19 protein-coding genes, 1 tRNA gene and 1 pseudogene are annotated in these 21,277 nt (G+C 67.4%); 11 read left to right on the top strand and 10 right to left on the bottom strand.

The genetic code is table 11. The annotated features are described in order from the left end of the window. Positions 1-31 precede the first annotated feature (31 nt). On the bottom strand, positions 32-2,368 hold the full coding sequence (locus tag QH195_RS27510) for a TerD family protein (protein WP_280437537.1): 2,337 nt from the start codon (positions 2,366-2,368) through the stop codon (positions 32-34). Positions 2,369-2,456: 88 nt separating this feature from the next. On the opposite strand from QH195_RS27510, the gene QH195_RS27505 reads away from it, so the two are divergent. Then, a complete protein-coding gene (locus QH195_RS27505) occupies positions 2,457-2,951 on the top strand; it encodes a hypothetical protein (protein WP_280419818.1) in 495 nt (164 codons plus the stop codon). 15 nt (positions 2,952-2,966) lie between these two features. Here the strand turns inward: QH195_RS27505 and QH195_RS27500 are convergent, their stop codons facing one another. Beyond that, entirely contained in the window at positions 2,967-3,350 is a 384-nt protein-coding gene (locus QH195_RS27500) for a hypothetical protein (protein WP_280437536.1), read from the bottom strand. A gap of 66 nt (positions 3,351-3,416) precedes the next feature. Continuing rightward, on the bottom strand, positions 3,417-4,970 hold the full coding sequence (gene pabB, locus QH195_RS27495; protein WP_280437535.1) for an aminodeoxychorismate synthase component I: 1,554 nt from the start codon (positions 4,968-4,970) through the stop codon (positions 3,417-3,419). Positions 4,971-5,048: 78 nt separating this feature from the next. On the opposite strand from pabB, the gene QH195_RS27490 reads away from it, so the two are divergent. From QH195_RS27490 to QH195_RS27475, 4 genes are all read left to right on the top strand, one after another. Further along, positions 5,049-6,113: a phosphotransferase family protein gene (locus QH195_RS27490; protein WP_280437534.1), complete on the top strand. Its 1,065-nt coding sequence runs from the start codon at positions 5,049-5,051 to the stop codon at positions 6,111-6,113. A 291-nt stretch (positions 6,114-6,404) separates the two neighbouring features. Beyond that, entirely contained in the window at positions 6,405-7,535 is a 1,131-nt protein-coding gene (locus QH195_RS27485; protein WP_280419814.1) for an NDMA-dependent alcohol dehydrogenase, read from the top strand. A 243-nt stretch (positions 7,536-7,778) separates the two neighbouring features. Further along, a complete protein-coding gene (locus QH195_RS27480; RefSeq protein ID WP_280437533.1) occupies positions 7,779-8,609 on the top strand; it encodes a serine hydrolase domain-containing protein in 831 nt (276 codons plus the stop codon). A gap of 95 nt (positions 8,610-8,704) precedes the next feature. Then, positions 8,705-9,238, top strand: a complete 534-nt coding sequence (locus tag QH195_RS27475) for a DUF3145 domain-containing protein (RefSeq protein ID WP_280419812.1) — start codon at positions 8,705-8,707, stop codon at positions 9,236-9,238. Positions 9,239-9,380: 142 nt separating this feature from the next. Here QH195_RS27475 and QH195_RS27470 read toward each other — a convergent pair whose 3' ends face one another. Then, on the bottom strand, positions 9,381-9,848 hold the full coding sequence (locus tag QH195_RS27470; RefSeq protein WP_280437532.1) for a hypothetical protein: 468 nt from the start codon (positions 9,846-9,848) through the stop codon (positions 9,381-9,383). Positions 9,849-9,953: 105 nt separating this feature from the next. Here QH195_RS27470 and QH195_RS27465 point away from each other — a divergent pair, with 105 nt between their 5' ends. Continuing rightward, positions 9,954-10,571 (top strand): TetR/AcrR family transcriptional regulator, encoded by a 618-nt coding sequence (locus QH195_RS27465; protein WP_280437531.1) that lies wholly within the window; start codon positions 9,954-9,956, stop codon positions 10,569-10,571. A gap of 290 nt (positions 10,572-10,861) precedes the next feature. Further along, entirely contained in the window at positions 10,862-12,112 is a 1,251-nt protein-coding gene (locus QH195_RS27460; RefSeq protein ID WP_280437530.1) for an MFS transporter, read from the top strand. Between the two features lie 215 nt (positions 12,113-12,327). Here the strand turns inward: QH195_RS27460 and QH195_RS27455 are convergent, their stop codons facing one another. After that, positions 12,328-12,684, bottom strand: a complete 357-nt coding sequence (locus QH195_RS27455; protein WP_280437529.1) for a hypothetical protein — start codon at positions 12,682-12,684, stop codon at positions 12,328-12,330. 299 nt (positions 12,685-12,983) lie between these two features. On the opposite strand from QH195_RS27455, the gene QH195_RS27450 reads away from it, so the two are divergent. Next, entirely contained in the window at positions 12,984-14,087 is a 1,104-nt protein-coding gene (locus QH195_RS27450) for a GGDEF domain-containing protein (protein WP_280437528.1), read from the top strand. Positions 14,088-14,213: 126 nt separating this feature from the next. Here QH195_RS27450 and QH195_RS27445 read toward each other — a convergent pair whose 3' ends face one another. Next, complete coding sequence (locus tag QH195_RS27445; protein WP_280419806.1) at positions 14,214-14,777, bottom strand: TetR/AcrR family transcriptional regulator; 564 nt, start codon at positions 14,775-14,777, stop codon at positions 14,214-14,216. 154 nt (positions 14,778-14,931) lie between these two features. On the opposite strand from QH195_RS27445, the gene QH195_RS27440 reads away from it, so the two are divergent. Continuing rightward, on the top strand, positions 14,932-15,513 hold the full coding sequence (locus QH195_RS27440) for a hypothetical protein (RefSeq protein ID WP_280437527.1): 582 nt from the start codon (positions 14,932-14,934) through the stop codon (positions 15,511-15,513). A 157-nt stretch (positions 15,514-15,670) separates the two neighbouring features. Here QH195_RS27440 and QH195_RS27435 read toward each other — a convergent pair. From QH195_RS27435 to QH195_RS27420, 4 genes are all read right to left on the bottom strand, one after another. Further along, a tRNA-Val gene (locus tag QH195_RS27435) sits at positions 15,671-15,745 on the bottom strand. A gap of 32 nt (positions 15,746-15,777) precedes the next feature. Further along, positions 15,778-16,242 carry a peroxiredoxin gene (locus QH195_RS27430; protein ID WP_280419804.1) on the bottom strand — a complete coding sequence of 155 codons (465 nt, stop codon included), beginning with the start codon at positions 16,240-16,242 and terminating at the stop codon, positions 15,778-15,780. A gap of 64 nt (positions 16,243-16,306) precedes the next feature. Next, positions 16,307-16,729, bottom strand: a complete 423-nt coding sequence (locus tag QH195_RS27425; RefSeq protein ID WP_280419803.1) for a DUF3052 domain-containing protein — start codon at positions 16,727-16,729, stop codon at positions 16,307-16,309. A gap of 130 nt (positions 16,730-16,859) precedes the next feature. Beyond that, entirely contained in the window at positions 16,860-17,414 is a 555-nt protein-coding gene (locus tag QH195_RS27420; protein ID WP_280419802.1) for a hypothetical protein, read from the bottom strand. A gap of 202 nt (positions 17,415-17,616) precedes the next feature. Between QH195_RS27420 and aceE the strand changes: the two genes are divergently transcribed. Both aceE and QH195_RS27410 read left to right on the top strand, forming a co-directional pair. Further along, positions 17,617-20,469 (top strand): pyruvate dehydrogenase (acetyl-transferring), homodimeric type, encoded by a 2,853-nt coding sequence (gene aceE, locus QH195_RS27415; protein ID WP_432278383.1) that lies wholly within the window; start codon positions 17,617-17,619, stop codon positions 20,467-20,469. 10 nt (positions 20,470-20,479) lie between these two features. Beyond that, a pseudogene (locus QH195_RS27410) lies at positions 20,480-21,277 on the top strand (PucR family transcriptional regulator); the annotation flags it as partial.

Raw genomic sequence — 21,277 nt, 5'->3', positions numbered from 1 at the left:
AGGCCGCGCGGGCCGCGGGAGGGCGGGCCGGTCAGATATTCGCGCCTTTTTCGCGATTGCAGCCGCGGCACAGGATCTGGAGATTCGAGGCACTGGTGGCGCCGCCGCGGCTGAGCGGGATGATGTGGTCGAATTCGAGGTAGTGGCTTTCCCCGCATTCCACGCATTTTCCGCCGTCGCGCTGCCACACCTCGGCCTTGACCTCCTGCGGGATACTGCGCGAATCACGCTGTCCCGGCGCCAGCACGAGCCGTTTGGCGATGCGTAGCGCGCCTTCCAGCGCGGCGGCGAGATACTCCGGATCGGACACGGCGAAACTCGCCCCGCCCCGGGCCGAGGTGGCCGCGACGACGACCGTATCGTGTTCGGCCGCCACCGAAACGATCCGCGACCACGGGATCTCCACGCCGGTACCGGGCCCGACGAACCGTAACTTCTTGGTGCTCACGATCAGCCGGCCGTCGGTGTGTTTCGGTCCGCGCGCCAGCTCCCGGATATGGGTGGCGCCGATATCGAGGTAGACGAGTTCCTCGGCGTCCAGATGCAGGTCGGGGGTGCGCACGGTGGGCAGATCGCCTTCACGCAGCCGGGACAGCGCCCGCCCGCGGCCCATCCGGGCGCGCAGATCGTCGATCAGCCGGCCGGCCAGGGACAGTTCGGTGATGGCGTGCTCGACATCGTCGTATTCGTCGGCCGAGATCTGCCCGTCGGCGAAGGCGAACGCGACCCGCCGTTCCACATACTGCAGCGCCGCCGGTTCCAGTGCGGCCCGGGCGGCGGATTCGTCGATCCGCTGATAGCGCAACGACGCCCAGAGCGCATCCCATTCCTCGCCGCGCGGCCCCGAGGCGGCGAGTATTCGCGTGGCCCGGGTATGCCAGTGCATCAGGAATTCCTCGGTCTGCGCCGCGCACGTGGCACAGGGGTGGTGCCCGCCGAAGACCCGGCGGCGGCGCCGGGCACCACAGCGCACACAGTCGTGCGGATGGGGCCGGGCCGTCGGCCGGGTGTCGGCGGTCCACTGCTCGCCGTCCCACCAGCGCAGCACGGTCGGCTCCGCGGGGTCGCGATACCAGTCGGCTCGTCCCGACCCGGGCGGCGGTTCCACCGGCGTGGGTTCCGGCACGGTGAGCCGTCGCAAAGTGACCGTGCCCGGCGTCCGGCGGCCCGAGTTCGGGGTGTCGAAACGGTCCCATGGTGCGGTGGCTGTGCTACCGGACCCCGTCCGCTCGTCGAGCCGGTAGTGCGCGTTACCCGGATGCGCCTCGGAGTCCGTGTGAGATCCGGCCGGAATGGTTTCCGCTCCGGTGCCTTGCTGTTCTTCCGTGACCCATGCATCGGCCCGCGCCGCGGGGTCGGGCCGATCCTGCCGGATCGGTCCGGTGGCCGGTGCGGCGCGGCGCGGCGATTCGTACCCGGACCCCATGGTGTGGGCTGCCCGAGCGGTCTCCGCCGGATTCGATCCGTCATTCCGTGCACCGGGCCGCGGCCGCTGACCGCTGTGAGGTGGCGGCGCGTCGTTACGCGCGGAGCGGGCTCCGGTGGACGCCGGGCGACCCCGGTATGCGGCCGGTCGGTCCGCCTGCTCGCCGGCGCCGGACACTGTTCGCCCGATACCCGGCTCTTCGCGTACGGCCTCCGGGGCCGCGCCCTGTCGACCCGACGTCATGCGGTCGCCATGGGGGCGAGATGTATCGCCGCCGGGGGTGTGCGTTCCGGTGAGTACGGCAGTGGCCGTGTCTCCGGCCGCGGCATCCGCGGGCTCGGTGCCGGGGGCGCGGCCGGCGACCCTGTTCGACGGGGCGGCCTCCGCCGGCCCCGTACGCCGAGGCGCGGTCGATGCGCTGCTTGTTTCCGGTGCGGGCGGATCGTCGACCTGGATACCGAATTCGGTCACCAGCCCCGCCATTCCGGTGGCCCAGCCCTGGCCTACCGCACGGAACCGCCAGCCGCCGTCGCGGCGGTAGAACTCGCCGAACATCATGGCCGTCACCGCTTCCGAATCTGTGACGGCGAATACGGCGACCGGGCCGTCCACCGCGTACACCGTGACGCGTAGATCCTCGATACGGGTGAATTCGGTGTCCTCGAGCGATCCGGACACCACGATGCGGTCCACATCGGCCTCGGTACGGGGTAGTGACACACTGAGCCGGGCGGTTCCGGGGGCGGGATCCTGGTCGAGCGTGACCGCCTGGGAGATGTGCCGGGGCGCGTTGTAGAAAACCAGGTCCTTGTCGTCGCGGACCGTCCCGTCGCTGCCGAGCAGCAGGGCGTGCGCGTCCACCACATGTTCCGACCGCCAGGAAATCACCACGGCCAGAAGAGATGTCGGTATCGGCGTATTGGCGCCCTTGCTCAGTTCCATCGTCGTCGCACTATGCCATGTGGTGCCGACACGCCCGCAGGCGCGCAGGTCATGGCATTGCCCGGGGTGGATGCGGCAGAGTTGTCCCATGGCCGATCCGGGACAGCCGGGGAGTGGGAAGGCGGCGAACCGGCCGGGAGCGCGCCGGGTGCCCTCACCCGCCGATGTACTGGCCGCCGCGCAGTCGGCGGTCGATGCGGCGCAGTCCGCCGCCGGGCAGGCCTTGGAGGCCGCCCAGTTGACCGCGGGTCAGGCTTTCGATACCGCGGTGCGGCTTCCACCGGCCTCGGCGCAGCTGGCCGCGCAACTGCCCGATCTGCTGGACAACCTGTCCAGCGCCATAGACCGCCTCAACGCAACGGTCGACCGGCTCGACCGCACGCTGGCCCTCGCCGACCCTGCTTTCGCGGCCTACGACCGGTTACTTCCCCGGCTGGAAGCGCTGATCGCGCTGGGCGAAGATCTGTTCGGCGCCCTGTCCCGGTTACCCGGGGTCGGTCGTATCGGCCGGATGGCCGGTCTCGGTGCGCCGCCGGAACCCGAACCCGAACCGCCCCGGAAGCGGCCGCGCCGGAAAACCTGATCGGCGGCCGATCCGTCAGCGGCGGTCGAGGGTCCGGCCGTTGTAGGGGGTGTCGGCCGTGGTGCGATCGTGTACCGGGCGGACCAGCACATCGTCGTCCTCGAAGGTGATCTGGGCGTTGCGTTCGGCGCTGAGCAGGGTCAGGACCAGTCGATCCGCGACTCGCTGCGCGGCCTCCCCGTCCGCATAGCGGCCCAGTACCCGCGCGCTCGGACCGACCGTGCCGTTACCCCGGTCGTAATCCCAGTTCCCGCTGCCGGTGGCCACCGCCAGTCGCGCGATGACCTCCGTCGCACCCGGATCCTCAGGAGGTGTGTGCACCGTTTCGATACCGATTTCGATGATCTGATCGGCCCGAAGCCAGTCGCCACCATATGTTTTCACCCAGAGCTGTGCCATCGCTCCATTGTTGCGCTGTTCCCGCGATCGAGCCGGGTGTTCTTCCGGTCCCGGCCCGCGGACTGCTCAGATCCCTGCCGGAATATCGCTCGCCGGCCGGGACAGCCCGGCTTCGACCGCGGCTACGGCCCGGTACACCGCCCGCGCCTTGAGCAGCATTTCGTCGTACTCGTCGGCGGCCACCGAATCCAGCACGATCGCCCCGCCCGCACCGATCTGCCAGCGGCCGCCGTGGCGCACCGCGGTGCGGATCACGATATTCAGATCGGCGGTACCGCCCAGGCCCAGGAACCCGATGGTTCCCGAATAGATACCACGCGCCCGGGTTTCCAGATCATCGATGATCTCCATGGTGCGGATCTTCGGGGCGCCGGTCATCGAACCCCCGGGGAAACACGCGCGCAGACAGGCGATGACATCGGTATCGGGGCGCAGCGTCCCGCGCACGGTCGAAACCAGTTGGTGCAGGGTCGAATAGGTTTCGGTGGCCAGCAGATCGTGCACCCGGACACTGCCGATCTCACAGACCCGGCCCAGATCGTTACGCAGCAGGTCGACGATCATCACGTTCTCCGCGCGGGTTTTCGGATCCTCGGTCAGGGCGCGGCGCAGCCGGTCGTCCACGGCCGGGTCGGGATCGCGGCGGGCGGTGCCCTTGATCGGTTTCGTCTCCACCGTGCGGGTACGGTCGATCTTCAGGAAGCGTTCGGGGGAGGAGCAGGCGATTTCGAGATCGCCGAATCGCAGGTAGGCGGAATACGGTGCGGGGTTTGCGCGGCGCAATACCCGATAGGTGTCGAGTCCACCGGCTGTGGCGGGAAGGGTGAGCTGGTCGGTGAGGGTGATCTCGTAGGATTCCCCGGCCCGCAGCGCACCTCGGCAGTCGGCGATATCGCGGAGGTACTGCGCCCGGCCACGGACGAGGTGGTCCTCGACCGTGGAGCGGACGGAGCCGGCTTCCGTTGCGTATCGGTCGTGCGCACCGGCCGCGGAGTGGTCACGACTGTCGCCGCCGGCGGGATCGTGGCCGGTGTCGAGGGGTTCGGGGTTCGTCCACGTCGGCAGCTGCTCCAGCACCGCGGCCGTGTTGTCCAGCCAGCCGGCGGAGTCCCGCCGTGCCGATTCTCCCGGGCCCGTGAGCGCCACCAGATGAGTCCGGCCGGCGAGATGATCGACCACCACCAGCCGATCCGCGAAGATCCATTGGGCATCGGGAGTCGTGGCGCGGTGTACGGCCGTGCCGCCGCAGTCGGCCTTGACCTCGTAGCCCAGATAGCCGACGTAGCCCCCGGCGAAATCGAACGGCAGCTGCGCGGGCAGCGGCAGGAATCGGGTGCGCAGCGCGGCGGCCAGGTAGTCCAGGATGGTGCCCGGTTCGCGCCGGACCCGGCCCCCGGGGCCGGTGACGGTGACGAATCCGCTGCCGACCCGGTACCGCACGACTTCGGCCAGTGGTCCGCCGGCGTCGCCGAGGAACGAGAAACGATCCAGTCCCGGTTCCACATGTTCACTGTCCAGCCAGAACGCGGTGGCCGAGCTGCGGTAGAGGCGCAGGAACGCGGCCTCGGTGTCGACGGCGCGTTCGAGCACCCGGTGCTGCACGGTGACGGAATCGGACATGGTGGTCCGAATCTACGCCGGGCCGGTGTCTCGAACTGTTGTCGGTTGCCTGCAGTTGTGCGTGCGTGGTGGGGCACAATGTCAGGCATGTCTGTTGCGCAGCCGGTGGGCGTGGATCGTGAACACGTCGACTTCACCGTGGTCGGGAACTGGATGGATGAGCACGGGCTCACCGGTGGCGAGTTCCAGGAGGTGAAGGCCCTGGGCGGGGGCACTCAGAACATCATGCTGCGGTTCACCCGCGGTGGTCGCGACTATGTGCTGCGCCGTGGTCCCGCCCATCTGCGCCCCAAGAGCAACGAGGTCATCCGGCGCGAAGCTCGGCTGCTGGGCGCGCTGTCCGGTACCGATGTGCGGGCGCCCCGGGTGATCGCGGCCGAGCCGGACGAATCGGTTCTGGGCGCGGTGTTCTACCTGATGGAACCGATCGAGGGATACAACCCGCAGACCGAACTACCGGCGGAATTCGCCGGCGACCCCGCTGCGCGGCACGCCATGGGGCTGTCCGCGGTGGAGGCCATCGCCCGCCTGGGTGCGCTCGACTACCAGGCTCTCGGATTGTCCGACTACGGCAAACCCGAGGGTTTCCTGGAACGGCAGGTAGGCCGGTGGATGCACGAACTCGACTCGTATTCGGCCAATGAGGGCTACCCGGGCCCGGAGATCCCGGGCCTGAACGATGTCGCCGACTGGCTGGAGCGCAACCGCCCCGCCATCTGGACGCCCGGCATCCTGCACGGGGACTGCCATCTGGCCAACATCATGTTCTCCTACGAGCGCCCCGAGGTGGCGGCGCTGGTGGACTGGGAGATGTCGACCATCGGCGATCCACTGCTGGACCTCGGCTGGCAGATCGCCACCCGGCCGGAACCGGGCACCTCCGGTGCCGCGCTCATCGGCAAACTGGGGGAGGCCGGCGGGCTGCCGTCGAGCGCGGAGATGGTCGCGCACTACGGCAACTTCTCCGACCGTGACCTGAGTGCGGTCACCTGGTACACCGTGCTGGCCTGTTTCAAACTCGGCATCGTGCTGGAAGGTACCTACGCCCGCGCCTTCGCCGGTAAGGCACCCAGAAAGGTCGGCGATTTCCTGCACGCGAACACTCTGGAGCTGTTCGCGCGGGCGCGTAGCCTGATGGAGTAGGAACAAGTTTCACTCTACGGCGACGATGGCGGCTCCCGGCTGTAGCCCGGGGGTCGCCGTTGCGTTTCGTGCCGCGATGGTGGCGGGTTATCGGCTGTTGCGGTATCGGCGGTGGAAGCGGACGATTCGGGTGTATTCTCCGCGGCGTGCGGGGTGGCGGCCGGACGGATGTGGTCGGCCGACCAGTTGTCCGGAGAAAATCTTTGCCAACCCACTAGAACGTGTTCCAGTTCGTGTCGTAGTGTGGACGCTGTCACATGAAAGCCCGCGCATGCGAGAGGTCGGACACGAATGAAGACGAAGGGCGCGATCCTGTGGGGGATCGACGAGCCGTGGTCCGTGGAGGAAATCGAACTCGGCGACCCCCGCGCCGGTGAAGTGCAGATCCGGATGGAAACCGCCGGTATGTGCCATTCGGACCACCACATGGTCACCGGTGCCACCCCGATGCCGTCGTTCCCGGCGATGGGCGGCCACGAGGGCGCGGGCGTCATCACCAAGCTGGGCCCCAATACGCCGCCCGACCTCGCCGTCGGCGATCACGTGGTGCTGTCGTTCATCCCGGCCTGTGGCCGCTGTCCGGCCTGCGTATCCGGGAACATGGCCCTGTGCGATCTCGGGATGGGGCTGCTGTCCGGGCAGTCGGTCAGCGACGGTAGCTACCGCATCCAGGCCCGCGGCAAGGATGTCATCCCGATGTGCCTGCTCGGCACGTTCTCCCCGTACATGACGGTGCACCACACCTCGGTGGTCAAGATCGACCCCGAGATCCCGTTCGAGGTGGCCTGTCTCGTCGGCTGCGGTGTGCCGACCGGTTTCGGATCCTCCACCCACGTCGCCAACATCATGCCGGGGGAGACCGCGGCCATCGTCGGTGTCGGCGGTGTCGGGATGAGCGCGCTGCAGGGCGCGGTGCTCTCCGGGGCGCGGAAGGTCGTCGCCATCGACCCGAACCCGTGGAAACGGGAGCAGGCCATGAAATTCGGTGCCACCCACGCCTACGCCAGCATGACCGAGGCCATCGCCCCGCTGATGGAGGTCACCGAGGGCCGGATGGCGGACAAGGTCATTCTCACCATGGGTGAGATGGAGGGCTCCTACATCGAAGAGGGCCTGATCCTCACCGCGAAGGCCGGCACCCTGGTGGTCACCTCCATGGGCCGGATGGACGCCTTCGACGTGAAGATGAACAACTTCCTGCTCTGCATGCTGCAGAAAACGGTCAAGGGTTGCATCTTCGGCGGCGGTAATGCCCGCCAGGACGTTCCCAAGCTGCTCTCGCTGTACAAGTCGGGTCAGCTGAACCTGGACGATATGGTCACCCGCAGCTACGCGCTGGAAGATATCAACCAGGGCTACAAGGACATGCTGGACGGCAAGAACATCCGCGGCATCATCAAGTACACCGACGCCGATCGCTGATCTCGCGTCTGCGTAACCGGCGAGATCCTTCGCGGTATGGCGTTTTCCGGGGCTGCCCGGCCGGTCGAGTACCGGCCCGGCGGCCCCGGAGTCGGTTCGGGCGGGCGGCGTGTGGAATTCTGTGCGCGCCCGTTCTTCCCGGTATCGGAAGGCGCCGCGTGGTGCACGGTGCCGGGACATGTCATCCCGAAGAGGGCCCGGGCGAATTCCGCGTGAACGACACGGTCTCGTAACCTCGGAGTTGTGCGCGCACTCGAGCAGATCGAACAATGGCCGGCCCGGCATGCCGCGGCGGGCGTGGTCACCCGGGACGGCCGGTGGTCGGCAGGTGACGCCGACCATGTCTTCCGGCTCGCTTCGGTGACCAAACCGCTGGTGGCGTATGCGGCACTGATCGCCGTGGAGGAAGGCGCCGTCGAACTCGACCAGCCTGCGGGCCCGCCCGGTTCGACTGTCCGCCATCTGCTGGCACACACCTCCGGGGTCGCGTTCGACACCACCGAAGTCCTCGCGCGGCCCGGGGCCAAGCGGATATATTCGAGCTCCGGCTTCGAAATGCTGGCCGATTTCGTCGCCGAACACACCGGTATCCCGTTCCCGCAATATCTGCGCGAGGCCGTTTTCGAACCGCTGGGGATGGTGGCCTCCGAGTTGACGGGTTCGGCCGGACACGGCGCGCATTCCACCCTCGCGGACCTGCTGCGCTTCGCCGCCGAACTTCTCGAGCCGCGGCTGATTTCGCCGCAGACGCATGCCGAGGCGATCACCGTCCAGTTTCCCGGCAGCAACGGCGTGCTGCCCGGATTCGGTTCGCAGCGCCCCAACGACTGGGGGCTGGGCTTCGAAATCCGCGACGGCAAATCGCCGCATTGGACCGGTACCGCGAACTCGCCACGGACATACGGTCATTTCGGGCAGTCGGGCACGTTCATCTGGGTCGATCCGCAGCTCGACCTGGCCTGTGTGGCGTTGAGCGACGAGAATTTCGGGGACTGGTCGCGTGAAGTATGGCCTCCGTTCAGTGATTCGGTGATCGATGAGGCCATACTTGCCCGCAACACAGCTGCGCAGTAACACATGTAACACCGGGCACTCGAGTACACTCGGGCAACGCCTTGTCGACGGACCGTTGGGGAAGACGAGCTTCGTCGAAACCGGAGGTGTACGTGGTGCGCGGATCGACTCGATACGCGGAGACAACGGCGGGTGTGGTCTACATCCACTCGTCGCCCACCGCGCTGTGCCCGCATATCGAATGGGCGCTCGCGGCCGCGCTCGGTAGCCCTGCGGGCCTGCGCTGGACCGCGCAGCCGGCGGCGCCGGGTCAACTCCGCGCCACCACCGAATGGGTGGGCCCGGTCGGTACCGCCTCCCGGATCGCGCAATCACTGCGCTCGTGGCCGGTGCTGCGTTTCGAGGTCACCGAGGACCCCAGCGAGGGGGTCGACGGCGAACGCTACAGCTTCGTCCCGAACCTGGGACTGTGGCACGGTGCCACGAGCGCCAACGGGGATGTGATGGTGAGCGAGATGCGGTTGCGGGTGATGCTGCAGGCCGCCCGTGAACTCGGCCGGCATTCGGCCTACGACCTCTCCGCCGAGATCGACCGCGCGCTCGGCACCGCCTGGGACGAGGACCTCGAGGTCTACCGCACCGGCAGCGAGGGTGCCGAGATCACCTGGTTGCGCCGCGACGTCGGCTGATCGCCGGGTCGGGTTTCGCCGGTTTGCCGATGAGACACCCGCTGGGAGAACCCGGTGCCGGCACTGGATGCCGAGCGTTGGGTAGGACGCCGGTGTGGCAGCCGGAGGACCGGCCGAGCTCCGGTCGTTCCGAGCGGCCGGGTCAGAGACGTTCGCCGCGCACCCAGCCGCTGGCCGCGAGAACTCGGGTGAGCTCGCGCCAGCGGCGGTGCCGGTGGCGGAACATCAGCTCGGCGAAGAGGCGGATGCCGAGGCCGCGCCAGCCGTCCTCGACCTCGATCTCGTCGGTGTAGCGGCACCGGTTCTCATCGATCGCAGTGAAGATCAGTCGATGGTTCCATACGCGTACCGGGCCGCCGCTCTCATTGGTGAAGAGCTCTGTGGGGCCGAGGTGTATCAGTGTCAGGTGATGAGTCCAGCTCGGCACGATACCGAACCACCACAGTCGCGCCGAGCCGGAGACGCCGGGTGCGAGCGGATCCGGAAAGTCGAGGTCCGGGGTGCGGAGGAGGGGTGCGACAACGTATTCGAACATTTCCGGACGTTGCGCCAGCAGGCAGGCGTCACGCGCGGGGATGGGCAGTTCGGTCGAGAGCCTGACCATGCTCATCTGTTCATCATCGCGAAAGCCGGCGGCGCGGGCAACGCACCGGAAACCGATCGATCCCGGGGCCGGTTATGGACAGTTCGTTACAAAATGCATTAGGGTGCGGTCATGGCAAGACCACGGAGCTTCGACCGCGAACAGGTCATCGAGGCCGCCACGCGCCAGTTCCGGCAAGCCGGCCTGCATGCCACGAGCGCGGAAGATCTCTGTCGCGCAACAGGTCTCGGTCGCAGCAGTCTGTACAACGCCTTCGGGAGCAAGGACGAGCTGTTCGCGCAGTGTCTCGACGCCTACCTGGACCGGACGTTGGCGCGCGCCGAGGAAGTCATCGGCGATACCGCGCAGGGAACGGTCGACCGGATCGAGACGCTGCTCCGGAGGGTCGCGGCCGAGGAATCCGAACGTGCGGATGCGGGTGCGCCGCGGGGTTGTCTTGCGGTGAACACGGTGACCGAACTCGCCGACGATCCCGCCTACGAGGCCTGCGTCGAACGTATCGGCCGCGATACCACGGCTCGGCTGGAGCTGCTCGCGGCCGTGCTGCGAGCGGGTCAGGCGGCGGGGGAGGTGACGACGAGTATTTCCGCCGAGGGTCTCGCCGCCTTCGTGAACTCGGCGGTCGCCGGCTTGCGGGTGTCCTCGCAGGGCCGGGTCGCGGCGGCATGGTCGGACGAGATCATCGCGGCGACGCTGCGGGGTCTGCGGCCGCAGGGTCTGGACGGCTGAACCGGTATGGGTGGGCGGGTCCGGCTGCGTGCGCTCGTTTTGGACATTTCGTTACAAAATACTGGCTCGTGGCGACATTGCTGGAGTGAGGTGACGGTCGAGGCGCGTGCTCCGCCCGGGTGTTGCCGTGAGATGGGTATGGCCGGCACGTCGGGTCCTCGCGATTGTTTCGGCCGGCATGCCTCGATCCGAGACCTTCCCTCCCGGACGTCCGGTCGGCAAAAGCGCCGGGGGCCGTAAACCATCCAAATTTTAGAACGTTCATTTCAAAACTAGCCAGGAGAGTTCCCGTGACACCGACCCCGTCCGACAGCCGCGCACCCGCGATACCCGCCGCCGTGTATGTCCTCGCCGCGGGCGTATTCGCCATGGTCACGAGCGAATTCGCTGTCGCCGGTCTCATGCCGCAGCTGGCCGAGAGCCTGGATACCGATATCGCGCAGATCGGTTATCTGGTCACTGTTTTCGCCGTCGCCATGGCCTTCGGCGGACCGCTGCTGATCCTGACGCTCCTGCGCATGCCACCGAAGACCGCGATCATGGTGGTCTTCGCGATCTTCTTCGCCGGTAACCTGCTCGCCGCGCTGGCGCCTTCGTACGCCGTGATGGTGGTGGCGCGGGTGGTGACCGGTATTGCCGCGCAGGCGTTCTTCGGCCTGGCGGTCTCGCTGTGCATGCGAATCGTCGACCCGAGCGTCCGCGGCCGCGCGGTGAGCGTCGCGATGAGCGGCCTGATGCTGGGCACGCTACTGGGTCTACCGCTGGCCACCTTCATCGGCGGCCTGCTCGGCTGGCAGGCCGCCTTCTGGGCGGTGGCCGTTCTCACCGCGGTGGCGGCCGCACTCACCTCGGCCCTGGTCCGCAACCCGCATGAGCCGCACGAGTCCGAAGCCGGAACCGGAACATTCACCGAGCAACTGCGGGTCTTCCGCAGCCCGCGTCTCCTCCTGGCGCTGGTCTCCAGCACCTTGATCATCGGCGCGACCTTCTCCGTGTTCAGCTTCCTCGCCCCGATCCTCACCCGCGTCAGCGGCTTCACCGAAAGTTCGGTGCCGCTGCTGCTGCTCGCCTACGGCGCCGCAACTCTCGTGGGCAACTTCGTCGTAGGCCGGCTCGCCGACCGCCACACCGTCTCCACGCTTCTGGTGGGCACGCTCCTGAACATCGTCTTCCTCGTCGGCTTCGCCCTCGGCACCGGCTCCCAGCCCCTCGCGATCCTGTTCATGCTCGGCATCGGCCTCGTCGGCGTGACGATGAACCCGGCAATGGCGGTCCGCGTCCAACGCGCCGGCGGCACCGGCGTCCTGGTGAACACCGTGCACACCTCGTTCATCACCTTCGGCGTCGTCCTCGGTTCCGCACTGGGCTCGAGCCTCCTCGCGGACCACGGCCTCCGCGCCCCGATAGTCCTCGGCGTGGTCCTCGCCGTACTCGCGGTTGCCGCGATCCTCCCGGCCCTACGCGATCGGCGATCGCTTACCGGTCTTCCGGTCGGCGCTGCGCGGACTGTCCAAGAGGAACAGCCGGTATATGCCGGCTGAGTTCGATCCGCAATGCCGAACTGGTGCCGTCGGCCGGGTTGTTCGACGGCACCAGCCATCCGGTGTTTCGACAAAGTACAGACGGCCGGGTGGACGAACTCCTCTTGCTGGTCAACGGGTTGCCCGGATCCGGTAAGTCGATATTGGGCCGGGCATCGGCAACATCGCTGAACGCCCAGTCCACCTGGGTCGCACACGCCGCGTCACTCGGATTGCTACCCACCGTCTTCGTCGACACCACTCGACCGGTCCACTGCGACGACCTCGTTGAGCGAATCCGGCTGATCGCCGACCGGCTGAACGCCACAGCGCATCCGCTCGGCGGAGCTGCTCGGGTCCGGGCACTCCCGGGTATTGCGGTGCCGAGGGTGCCTCCAGGTGTCTCCGGCCGGGGTCGTTCCGAGGCCGGCTTCGGTGAGTAGCGCGAAAACTTCGGCGTCGCTCTCGTCGATGCTCTGCAGCGCGCCGGCCAGTGCCTTCAGTATGGCACCGATACAAGGGTCGTTCACGTGGGTGATCGCCGAAAGTGCGGCCAGTGGGACGTCGGCGGCAGCTTCGGCCTGGTCGGTCACTATAGGGACGTTGTGGGGGCCGAGGACGAGCGGGAACGCCGCGAAGCTGGTCCTGCCGTTGGAGTCGGCGGTGATCGGCCTATCGGCCCAGCGTCGCGGGTGGCTGCGCGAACACTGCCGGCCTGTCTCGGACCGGTTCGATCAACCGGCAGGGCCGTCCGTGGGGTACGACACATACTCGCCCGTCGGTTATGAATGCGTTCGGTCTAGACTGCTCCGCACGAGCCGGTGAGATTTCCCGGAACTCTCATTGGGTACGAGCGGTGGTGGGCAACGCGGCCGGGACCAAAGGTGAGTCGATGAACAACGTCAACACGCTGCGGGCCTGGTGGGACGACCCGGTCGACTACCGCTGGCTCGTGCGCACCCTGGCGGCCCGCTCGGCGCTGCGGCCGCTGAAGATTCTGATCGGCGTCGCGGGCGCGATGATCGCAGTGATGGGCGCGGTGATCGCGGGGACACCTGTGGGCCCACCCGGTGACCCGGGGATCTATTCGACGGTCGGGGTGCTCTCCGGGACACTGTGGGCGTTGCGCTGGTGGCTGCTGCCCTGGCCGAGCAAGAACGAGTCCCTGGTGCTGATGGCCTTCGCCGACGTGTTGTTCACGGTGGAGTTCCTCCAGGTACCGGACCGGTTGTTCGCGGCGATGGGCACGGTGCTGCTCGTGGTCAGCGGCAGCTACCTGGGTTGCTTCCACAGTGCCCGCGTACTGGCCGCGCATTCGGTGTGGGCGTTGCTCGCGGTGATCGTGTTCTCGGTGCGGATCGTCACCGGTGGCGGAGACCTGCGTTTGGCCGTCGCCATCGCGCTGCTGCTGTTCGTATCGGTGGTCAGCGCGGTACCGGCGCTGCAGATCCTCTACTGGCTGCTGCGCAACGAGTCACTGTCGGACCCCCTCACCGAACTGCTCAACCGCCGGGGTCTGGAGATCCGGCTACCGCGGCTGGTGGAGCGATACCCCGCGATCTGCGTGATGACCTTCGATCTCGACCGCTTCAAGAGCGTCAACGACACCTGGGGCCACCGCGTCGGCGATACCGTCCTGGTGCGAACCGCCCGGCGGCTGCGCGACGCCGCGGGGGAGCATGCGGTAGTGGCGCGCACGGGCGGGGAGGAGTTCGTGGTTGCCGCCCCGATCTCCGCGGCGGCCGCGCGCGCGGAGGCCGAACGTCTGCGCCTCGCTGTCGCCGAACCGCCCGCGACCGCGGTGGAAGTCACCGCGAGCGTGGGGGTCGCGGTCTTCGATGCGCTGGTGTGCCCCCAGTGCCCGCGCCCGACCCCGGACCGCCTGCTGCACTCCGCCGACGCCGCCATGTACCGGGCGAAACAGTCCGGCGGGAATCTGGTCGAACTGGACGAACTCACCCTGCCACGCGGCCATCGCCACCCCATTCCCGGGTAGCGCAGGTCACGATCGTTTCGCGGACCGCGCGGCGCACGAGTACCGCCGGCGCGATCCCTATTGCAGTGGTCCGCACGTGGGCAGACGCGTCGCGATGGTGTTGTGCGGGCCTGCTCGAGACGTCGATCAGTGAGTCACCGTGCGCGCGTTCAGGAGTTCATCGACTCCGTGCAGGAACGTCTCGCAGACCGGGGCCGGGTCGCCCAGGCAGCCGGCGGCCATCGCGCCGTCGCGCAGCATCACGAAATGCCGGGCCGCGCGTTCGGTAGGGAGGTGATCGACCCCGGCGAAGATATCCGTGATCGTGTCCAGAAACCACTGCCGGTGCGCGAGAACGGTCTGGTGGACAGGGTGGTCGGGTTCGGGGTACTCGGATGCTGCGTTGAGGAAAGCGCATCCACGGAACCCGGGTGCGCGGATGCTGTCGGCGATGGTCCGCCCGACGGCTCGGACGACGTCGACTCCCGACGAGTTCTCGCTGCGCGCGGTGTCGACCTGTGCGCGTATCAACTCGTCGGCCTGTTTCAGGTAGGCGACAACAAGGTCGTCCTTGCCCGGAAAATGCCGGTACATGGTTGCCCGCGTCACCTGGGCTGTGGAGAGGATGCGCTCGACACCTACTGCATGCAGCCCTTCGGAATAGAACAGTCCACTCGCAGTGTCGAGCAGTCGCGCGCGTGCTTCCGACATCTGACCTTTCTCCCTCCCTGTGGCCAGCTTCGAGGCTAGCAGAAAGAACGATCGGTATTGACAGCTGGGTGTCCAGCCCGCCAGACTTGTGCGATACCGATCGTTCTTTCTACTAGCCGGTTCCGGCCATCCCGACCATCGAAAGAGAGTTCCGATGTCCACCTCGATAGACGCTCGAGCGGCCGATGCCGCCGGCCGCGCCACGGGCAGCATCCAAGCGCTGCGGAATCTGTACTACGCCCGTTTCGTGTTCGCCCTCGTCTGGGCGGTCCTGCTCATACTGACGGCCACCGCACTCACACCGTTCGGCATCGCCCTCCTGGTGATCTATCCGCTGTTCGATGTCGCTGCCGCTGTGATCGACTTCCGCACTTCGGGTTCCGCACGTCCGCGGGCGCCGCTGTACGTGAATATGGCGCTGAGCCTGCTCACCGCCCTCGGGTTGGCCGTCACCGTGACCGCCGGTATTCCCGAGGTGCTCCGCGTGTGGGGCGCCTGGGCGATCACGGCGGGCATTGTGCAGTTGATCGTCGCGATCTTGCGGTACCGGCTCGGGGGTCAATGGGCGATGATTCTCAGCGGTGCGATCTCAACCCTCGCCGGCGCGAGCTTCATCGCGGGTTCGGGTGCACCTGCTGCGTCGCTCACAGCCCTCAGTGGGTACGCGACGCTGGGCGGCATCTTCTTCCTGGTTTCGGCAGTCCGCCTGCACCTTCGGGCGCAAACCAGGACCTGAGCTACCTCGTCGATCACCTGGTGGGTCCGGCCGCAGCCGCAGGCGGCGCCCCATCTCGTCTGCCGGCGTGAGAAGGACTGGACCAGGTGCCCCACGTAAGCCTCAGGAGAATCGCACGGGGCAGAATTCCCTCGCTATACGACTACCTGGGTGTTCTTGGTGGGCGCAGACGGGTTCGAACCGCCGACCGCTGGTGTGTAAAACCAGAGCTCTACCACTGAGCTATACGCCCGTACCCCCCGGAGCGTTGTCCGGGGGAACGGTCTATGAATCTAGCGCGGCGAGCGCTTTCTCCCAAGCCGCCTGGTCACGGGGCTCTCCGGGGCCGTTCATCTCCGCGAAACGGATGATTCCCTCGCGGTCCACGACGAAGGTGCCGCGGTTGGCGAAGCCGGTGGTGTCGTTGAAGACGCCGTAGTCCTGTGCGATCTTGCCGTGCGGCCAGAAGTCCGACAGCAGCGGGAAGGTGTAGCCCTGTTCGGCGGCCCAGATCTTATGGGTCGGCGGGGGGCCCACCGAGATCGCGATGATCTCGGCGTTGTCGTTCTGGAAGCGCGGCAGTTCGTCGCGGACCTTGCACAGCTCGCCCTGGCAGATGCCGGTGAAGGCGAGCGGGTAGAACACGATCAGGACGTTCTTCTTGCCGCGGTAATCCGACAGCGAGACTTCCTGATTGTTCTGGTCCTTGAGGGTGAACTCCGGCGCCTGGGTGCCTACCTCGAGGGGCATGGGTATCCTCCGAATCTCCGGCCGCGCACCTTCGTCGCAGGCGCGCGGCACAGCTGTGGGCGGCTCAGCGCTGTTTGGTCGGTGCCTTGGGCTGCACCAGCCGGCTGGCCGACCATTCACCGAGTTTGATCGCCGAGGTCTGGGTGAGCCCCGCCGTCGGTGCAGCCTCGGCGATCTCACTGGGATCGACGTGCCCGTCGTTACCGGTCTTGGGGGTCAGCACCCAGATGAAGCCGTCGTCGGCCAGCGGGCCGATCGCCTCCATCAGCTCGTCGACCAGGTCGCCGTCGCCGTCCCGCCACCACAGCAGGACGACATCGATGACCTCGTCGGAGTCCTCGTCCAGCAGTTCACTGCCGGCGGTCTCCTCGACGTCGGCCCGGAGGTCGTCGTTGGTGTCCTCGTCCCAGCCCAGCTCCTGGACAACCATGCCGTGGGTGATGCCAAGCTTCTGAGCGAAATTCTGATCGTCCGCCGCGGCGACCACGGTGGCGTCCTCCTCAACTCCCGACTACAAGATATCTGCAAGCGAACATGGTTATCGGCCCTAACGCAAGCCGATCGGGTAGATCGAATTTCTGATGTCGCCACAAAAGCCTGGTGACGGGCGCTCGAGATCATCCGGGGCAGGCATCGCGCACCGCGTTGCGCGCGTCGTTCACGCGCTTGCTGGCATCGTTGAGCGGTCCGACGGGGGAGGTGTAGGTCATCTCCCTGGTCGCCTGGGACAGGGCGCGGGCGGCATTGACGTAGTCGGCGAATTTCGCCTTCAGATCCTCGGGCAGGTTCGCGCCGGCGGCATTCGCGCTGCCTTCGACCTGACCGGCGGCGTCGTCGAGCGCGGTGACAGCGGCGTCGCGTTTGGCGTCGTAGTCCGGGGCGTTGCTGTCGTGGGCGTCGACGAACTCGTTGTACTTGGTGACTCCGGTGCCGGTGATACCGGGGAACAGACCGCAGTTGTCGGCGATCGCCTTGTCCCGGGCGGCGGCGATCTGCGAGGACGTGGCGGCCGCGGACGAGGACGAGGCGAAACTGCGGTAGGCAGTGGCTTCGGCGGCGTTGGGGGTCGCGACACCTTCGATCTGGTTCGCGCAGCCCGCCAGGGTCGCGCCGGTGACCAGTGCCGCCGCGGCGCATATCAGCCCGAATCGGCGCGGGTCCAGCCCTTGCATCGTCCTCCCGACTCCTTGGTTACCACTGCGTAGCCCTGCCTGTCGAACGGTACTGGATCGGCGGCTGACATGATGATGTGGGACGCGCCACGCAAGGACGCGGGCGCGCCCGGACAAGTCGTCACGGGTGATCCGCACACCAGCGGGCCACTCGGGGTCACCGTAGCCATCAGCTCGACCACCCCCTGTACGAGGAGCAGTTTTGACCGATCTGATCCACTCTGGCGTCCCGGCGGAATCCGCTCAGCCGGGTTCCGCTCCCACCCCTGGCAACGCCAACGGCGTGCAGCCCGGTGGCCGAGTCCGTGTGATTCGCGAAGGAGTGGCCTCTTACCTACCGGATATCGATCCGGAGGAGACCAGCGAATGGCTCGAATCCTTCGACGAGATGCTCGACCGCGAAGGCCCCGGCCGCGCCCGCTACCTGATGCTCCGGATGCTCGAACGCGCCGGTGAGCGCCGGGTATCGATTCCCGCACTGACATCGACCGATTACGTCAACACCATCCCGACCGAGAACGAGCCCTGGTTCCCCGGCGACGAGGAGACCGAGCGGCGCTTTCGGGCGTGGATCCGCTGGAACGCGGCCATCATGGTGCACCGGGCGCAGCGCCCGGGGATCGGCGTCGGCGGCCATATCTCGACCTATGCGTCGTCCGCGGCACTGTACGAAGTCGGGTTCAATCATTTCTTCCGCGGTAAGGACCATCCCGGCGGCGGCGATTCGATCTTCATCCAGGGTCACGCCTCGCCCGGTATCTACGCCCGCGCTTTCCTCGAGGGCCGGTTGTCCACCGATCAGCTCGACGGTTTCCGCCAGGAGTACAGCCACGGCGGTCTCGGCAAGGGTCTGCCGTCGTATCCGCATCCGCGGTTGCTGAGCGATTTCTGGGAATTCCCGACGGTGTCGATGGGTCTGGGCCCGATGAACGCCATCTATCAGGCCCGGTTCAACCACTACCTGCACGATCGCGGGATCAAGGACACCTCGGATCAGCATGTGTGGGCGTTCCTGGGCGACGGCGAGATGGACGAACCCGAATCGCGCGGTCTCGCCCATGTGGCGGCCATGGAGGGTCTGGACAATCTGACCTTCGTGGTGAACTGCAACCTGCAGCGCCTGGACGGCCCGGTCCGCGGTAACGGCAAGATCATCCAGGAACTGGAGTCGTTCTTCCGCGGTGCCGGCTGGAACGTGATCAAGGTGATCTGGGGTCGCGAATGGGATGCGCTGCTGGGCGCGGACCGCGACGGCGCGCTGGTGAATCTGATGAACACCACGCCCGACGGTGACTATCAGACCTACAAGGCCAACGACGGTGCCTACGTCCGCGACCATTTCTTCGGCCGCGATCCGCGCACCAAGGCCCTGGTCCAGGACCTGTCGGATCAGGAGATCTGGAACCTCAAGCGCGGTGGTCACGACTACCGCAAGGTGTACGCGGCCTACGCGGCGGCACTCGCGCACAAGGGCCAGCCCACGGTGATCCTGGCGAAGACGATCAAGGGCTACACCCTCGGTAAGCATTTCGAGGGTCGTAACGCCACCCACCAGATGAAGAAGCTGACCCTGCAGGATCTGAAGGATTTCCGCGATCTGCAGCGGATCCCGATCAGCGATGCCGAGCTGGAGAAGGATCCGTACCTGCCTCCGTACTACCACCCGGGTGCGGAAACCAAGGAGATCCAGTACATGCTGGATCGCCGTAAGGCGCTGGGTGGTTTCCTGCCGGAACGGCGGACGAACGTCGCACCGCTGAAACTGCCGGGCGACGAGGTGTACAAGTCGGTACGCAAGGGGTCCGGGAAGCAGAATGTGGCCACCACCATGGCCCTGGTGCGGCTCATGAAGGAACTGCTGCGCGACAAGGAGATCGGCAAGCGGATCGTGCCGATCATCCCGGACGAGGCCCGCACCTTCGGAATGGACTCGTGGTTCCCCTCGCTGAAGATCTACAACCGCAACGGCCAGCTCTACACCTCGGTCGATGCGGAACTGATGCTCGCCTACAAGGAGAGCACCGTCGGGCAGATCCTGCACGAAGGCATCAACGAGGCCGGGTCCACGGCGTCGTTCACCGCGGTCGGCACCTCCTACGCCACGCACGGCGAGCCGATGATCCCGCTCTACATCTTCTATTCGATGTTCGGGTTCCAGCGCACCGGCGACGGACTGTGGGCCGCGGCCGATCAGCTGGCCCGCGGGTTCGTGCTCGGCGCGACCGCCGGGCGGACGACCCTCACCGGTGAGGGTCTGCAGCACAACGACGGGCATTCGCTGCTACTGGCGGCCACCAATCCCGCCGTGGTGTCCTACGATCCGGCGTTCTCCTTCGAGATCGCCCATATCGTGCGCGACGGGCTGCGCCGGATGTACGGCGGCACTCCGGGTGTGGACGGGTTCGGCGGGGAGAACATCTTCTACTACCTCACCCTGTACAACGAGCCCTACCAGCAGCCGGCCGAGCCCGAGGACCTGGACGTGGACGGCCTGCTCAAGGGCATCTACCTGTACCGCAAGGGCGGGGCGGGCGATGTGCGCGCGCAGATCCTGGTCTCCGGTGTCACCGTGCCCGACGGTCTGCGGGCACAGCAGCTGCTGGCCGAGCACTGGGGTGTGGCCGCCGACGTCTGGTCGGTCACCTCGTACGGTCAGCTGCGCCGTGAGGCACTGGAGTTGGAGATCGAGGCGCTGCACCACCCGGGTGAGGATCCGGGGCAGCCCTATGTCGCCCGTGCGCTGGCCGGCGCCGAGGGGCCCTTCGTGGCGGCCTCGGACTGGATGCGTGCGGTACCGGATCAGATCCGCAAATGGGTACCGGGCGATTTCACCACCCTCGGCACCGACGGGTTCGGTTTCTCCGACACCCGCCCGGCCGCGCGCCGGGTGTTCAACGTGGACGCCGAATCCATCACCGTTGCCGCGCTGGCGGGACTGGGCCGGATGGGCAAACTCGACCCCGCCAAGGCCGCCGAGGCCGCGGCCCGGTACCGGATCGACGATGTATCCGCCGCGGAGAAGTTCACCGCGGGCGGGGCAGGAGACGCGGAGTGACGACAACTCGATGATCGAACGCAGACCACCGCGGCCTCGGCGGGTCACCGAAGGCTCCTCCGCGAACGAGGTGTACCTGCCGACCGGTGCCCTGTCGCCGAACCGGCAGACCCGCGACCCCTTACCGGACACACTGCTGCGACGCGTCAAGCAGTTCTCCGGCCGGCTGTCCACCGAGGCCGTGGGGTCGATGCAGGACCGGTTGCCGTTCTTCGCCGATCTGGACGCCGCGCAGCGCGCGGGTGTGCAGATGCTGGTGCAGACCGCGGTGGTCAACTTCCTGGAATGGCTCCAGGACCCGGACAGCGATATCCGGTTCAGCCTGGACGCCTTCCAGGTGATCCCGCAGGATCTGGCGCGGCGGCTGACGCTGCGCCAGACCGTGGACATGGTGCGGGTGGCCATGGAGTTCTTCGAGCAGTGGCTGCCCGCGCTCGCGCGTAACGATCGCCAGTTGGTGGCGCTCACCGAGGCGGTGCTGCGGTACGGGCGTGAGCTCGGTTTCGCGGCCGCCTCGGTGTACGCCAGCGCCGCCGAGTCCCGGGGTGCCTGGGATACCCGCCTGGAGGCGCTGGTGGTGGATGCGGTGGTGCGTGGGGACACCGGTCCGGACATGCTGTCCCGGGCGGCCACGTTGAACTGGGACGCCACTGCGCCCGCCACGGTGCTGGTGGGTACCCCGCCGCAGGATCAGGGCATCTCGGTGGTCGGTGCGGTGCTCACCATCGCGCGGCGGCGCGGGCGGGGCGGCGAGGGGGGGGGGGGGGGGGCGGGGGGGGGGGGGGGGGGGGGGGGGCAGGGGGGGGGG

This window comes from Nocardia carnea (assembly GCF_029868855.1).
Taxonomy (GTDB): Bacteria; Actinomycetota; Actinomycetes; order Mycobacteriales; family Mycobacteriaceae; genus Nocardia; species Nocardia carnea_A.
This window is presented reverse-complemented; position numbering and strand designations above follow the sequence as displayed.

Excerpts from the sequence above, each read along its gene's own strand:
- QH195_RS27490 (WP_280437534.1), top strand. The coding sequence starts at position 5,049 with ATGTCAGGCATGTCTGTTGCGCAGCCGGTGGGCGTGGATCGTGAACAC.
- QH195_RS27440 (WP_280437527.1), top strand. The coding sequence starts at position 14,932 with ATGTCCACCTCGATAGACGCTCGAGCGGCCGATGCCGCCGGCCGCGCC.
- QH195_RS27450 (WP_280437528.1), top strand. The coding sequence starts at position 12,984 with ATGAACAACGTCAACACGCTGCGGGCCTGGTGGGACGACCCGGTCGAC.
- QH195_RS27485 (WP_280419814.1), top strand. The coding sequence starts at position 6,405 with ATGAAGACGAAGGGCGCGATCCTGTGGGGGATCGACGAGCCGTGGTCC.
- QH195_RS27510 (WP_280437537.1), bottom strand. The coding sequence starts at position 2,368 with ATGGAACTGAGCAAGGGCGCCAATACGCCGATACCGACATCTCTTCTG.
- QH195_RS27465 (WP_280437531.1), top strand. The coding sequence starts at position 9,954 with ATGGCAAGACCACGGAGCTTCGACCGCGAACAGGTCATCGAGGCCGCC.
- QH195_RS27445 (WP_280419806.1), bottom strand. The coding sequence starts at position 14,777 with ATGTCGGAAGCACGCGCGCGACTGCTCGACACTGCGAGTGGACTGTTC.
- pabB (WP_280437535.1), bottom strand. The coding sequence starts at position 4,970 with ATGTCCGATTCCGTCACCGTGCAGCACCGGGTGCTCGAACGCGCCGTC.
- QH195_RS27420 (WP_280419802.1), bottom strand. The coding sequence starts at position 17,414 with ATGCAAGGGCTGGACCCGCGCCGATTCGGGCTGATATGCGCCGCGGCG.
- QH195_RS27470 (WP_280437532.1), bottom strand. The coding sequence starts at position 9,848 with ATGAGCATGGTCAGGCTCTCGACCGAACTGCCCATCCCCGCGCGTGAC.
- QH195_RS27505 (WP_280419818.1), top strand. The coding sequence starts at position 2,457 with ATGGCCGATCCGGGACAGCCGGGGAGTGGGAAGGCGGCGAACCGGCCG.
- QH195_RS27500 (WP_280437536.1), bottom strand. The coding sequence starts at position 3,350 with ATGGCACAGCTCTGGGTGAAAACATATGGTGGCGACTGGCTTCGGGCC.
- QH195_RS27430 (WP_280419804.1), bottom strand. The coding sequence starts at position 16,242 with ATGCCCCTCGAGGTAGGCACCCAGGCGCCGGAGTTCACCCTCAAGGAC.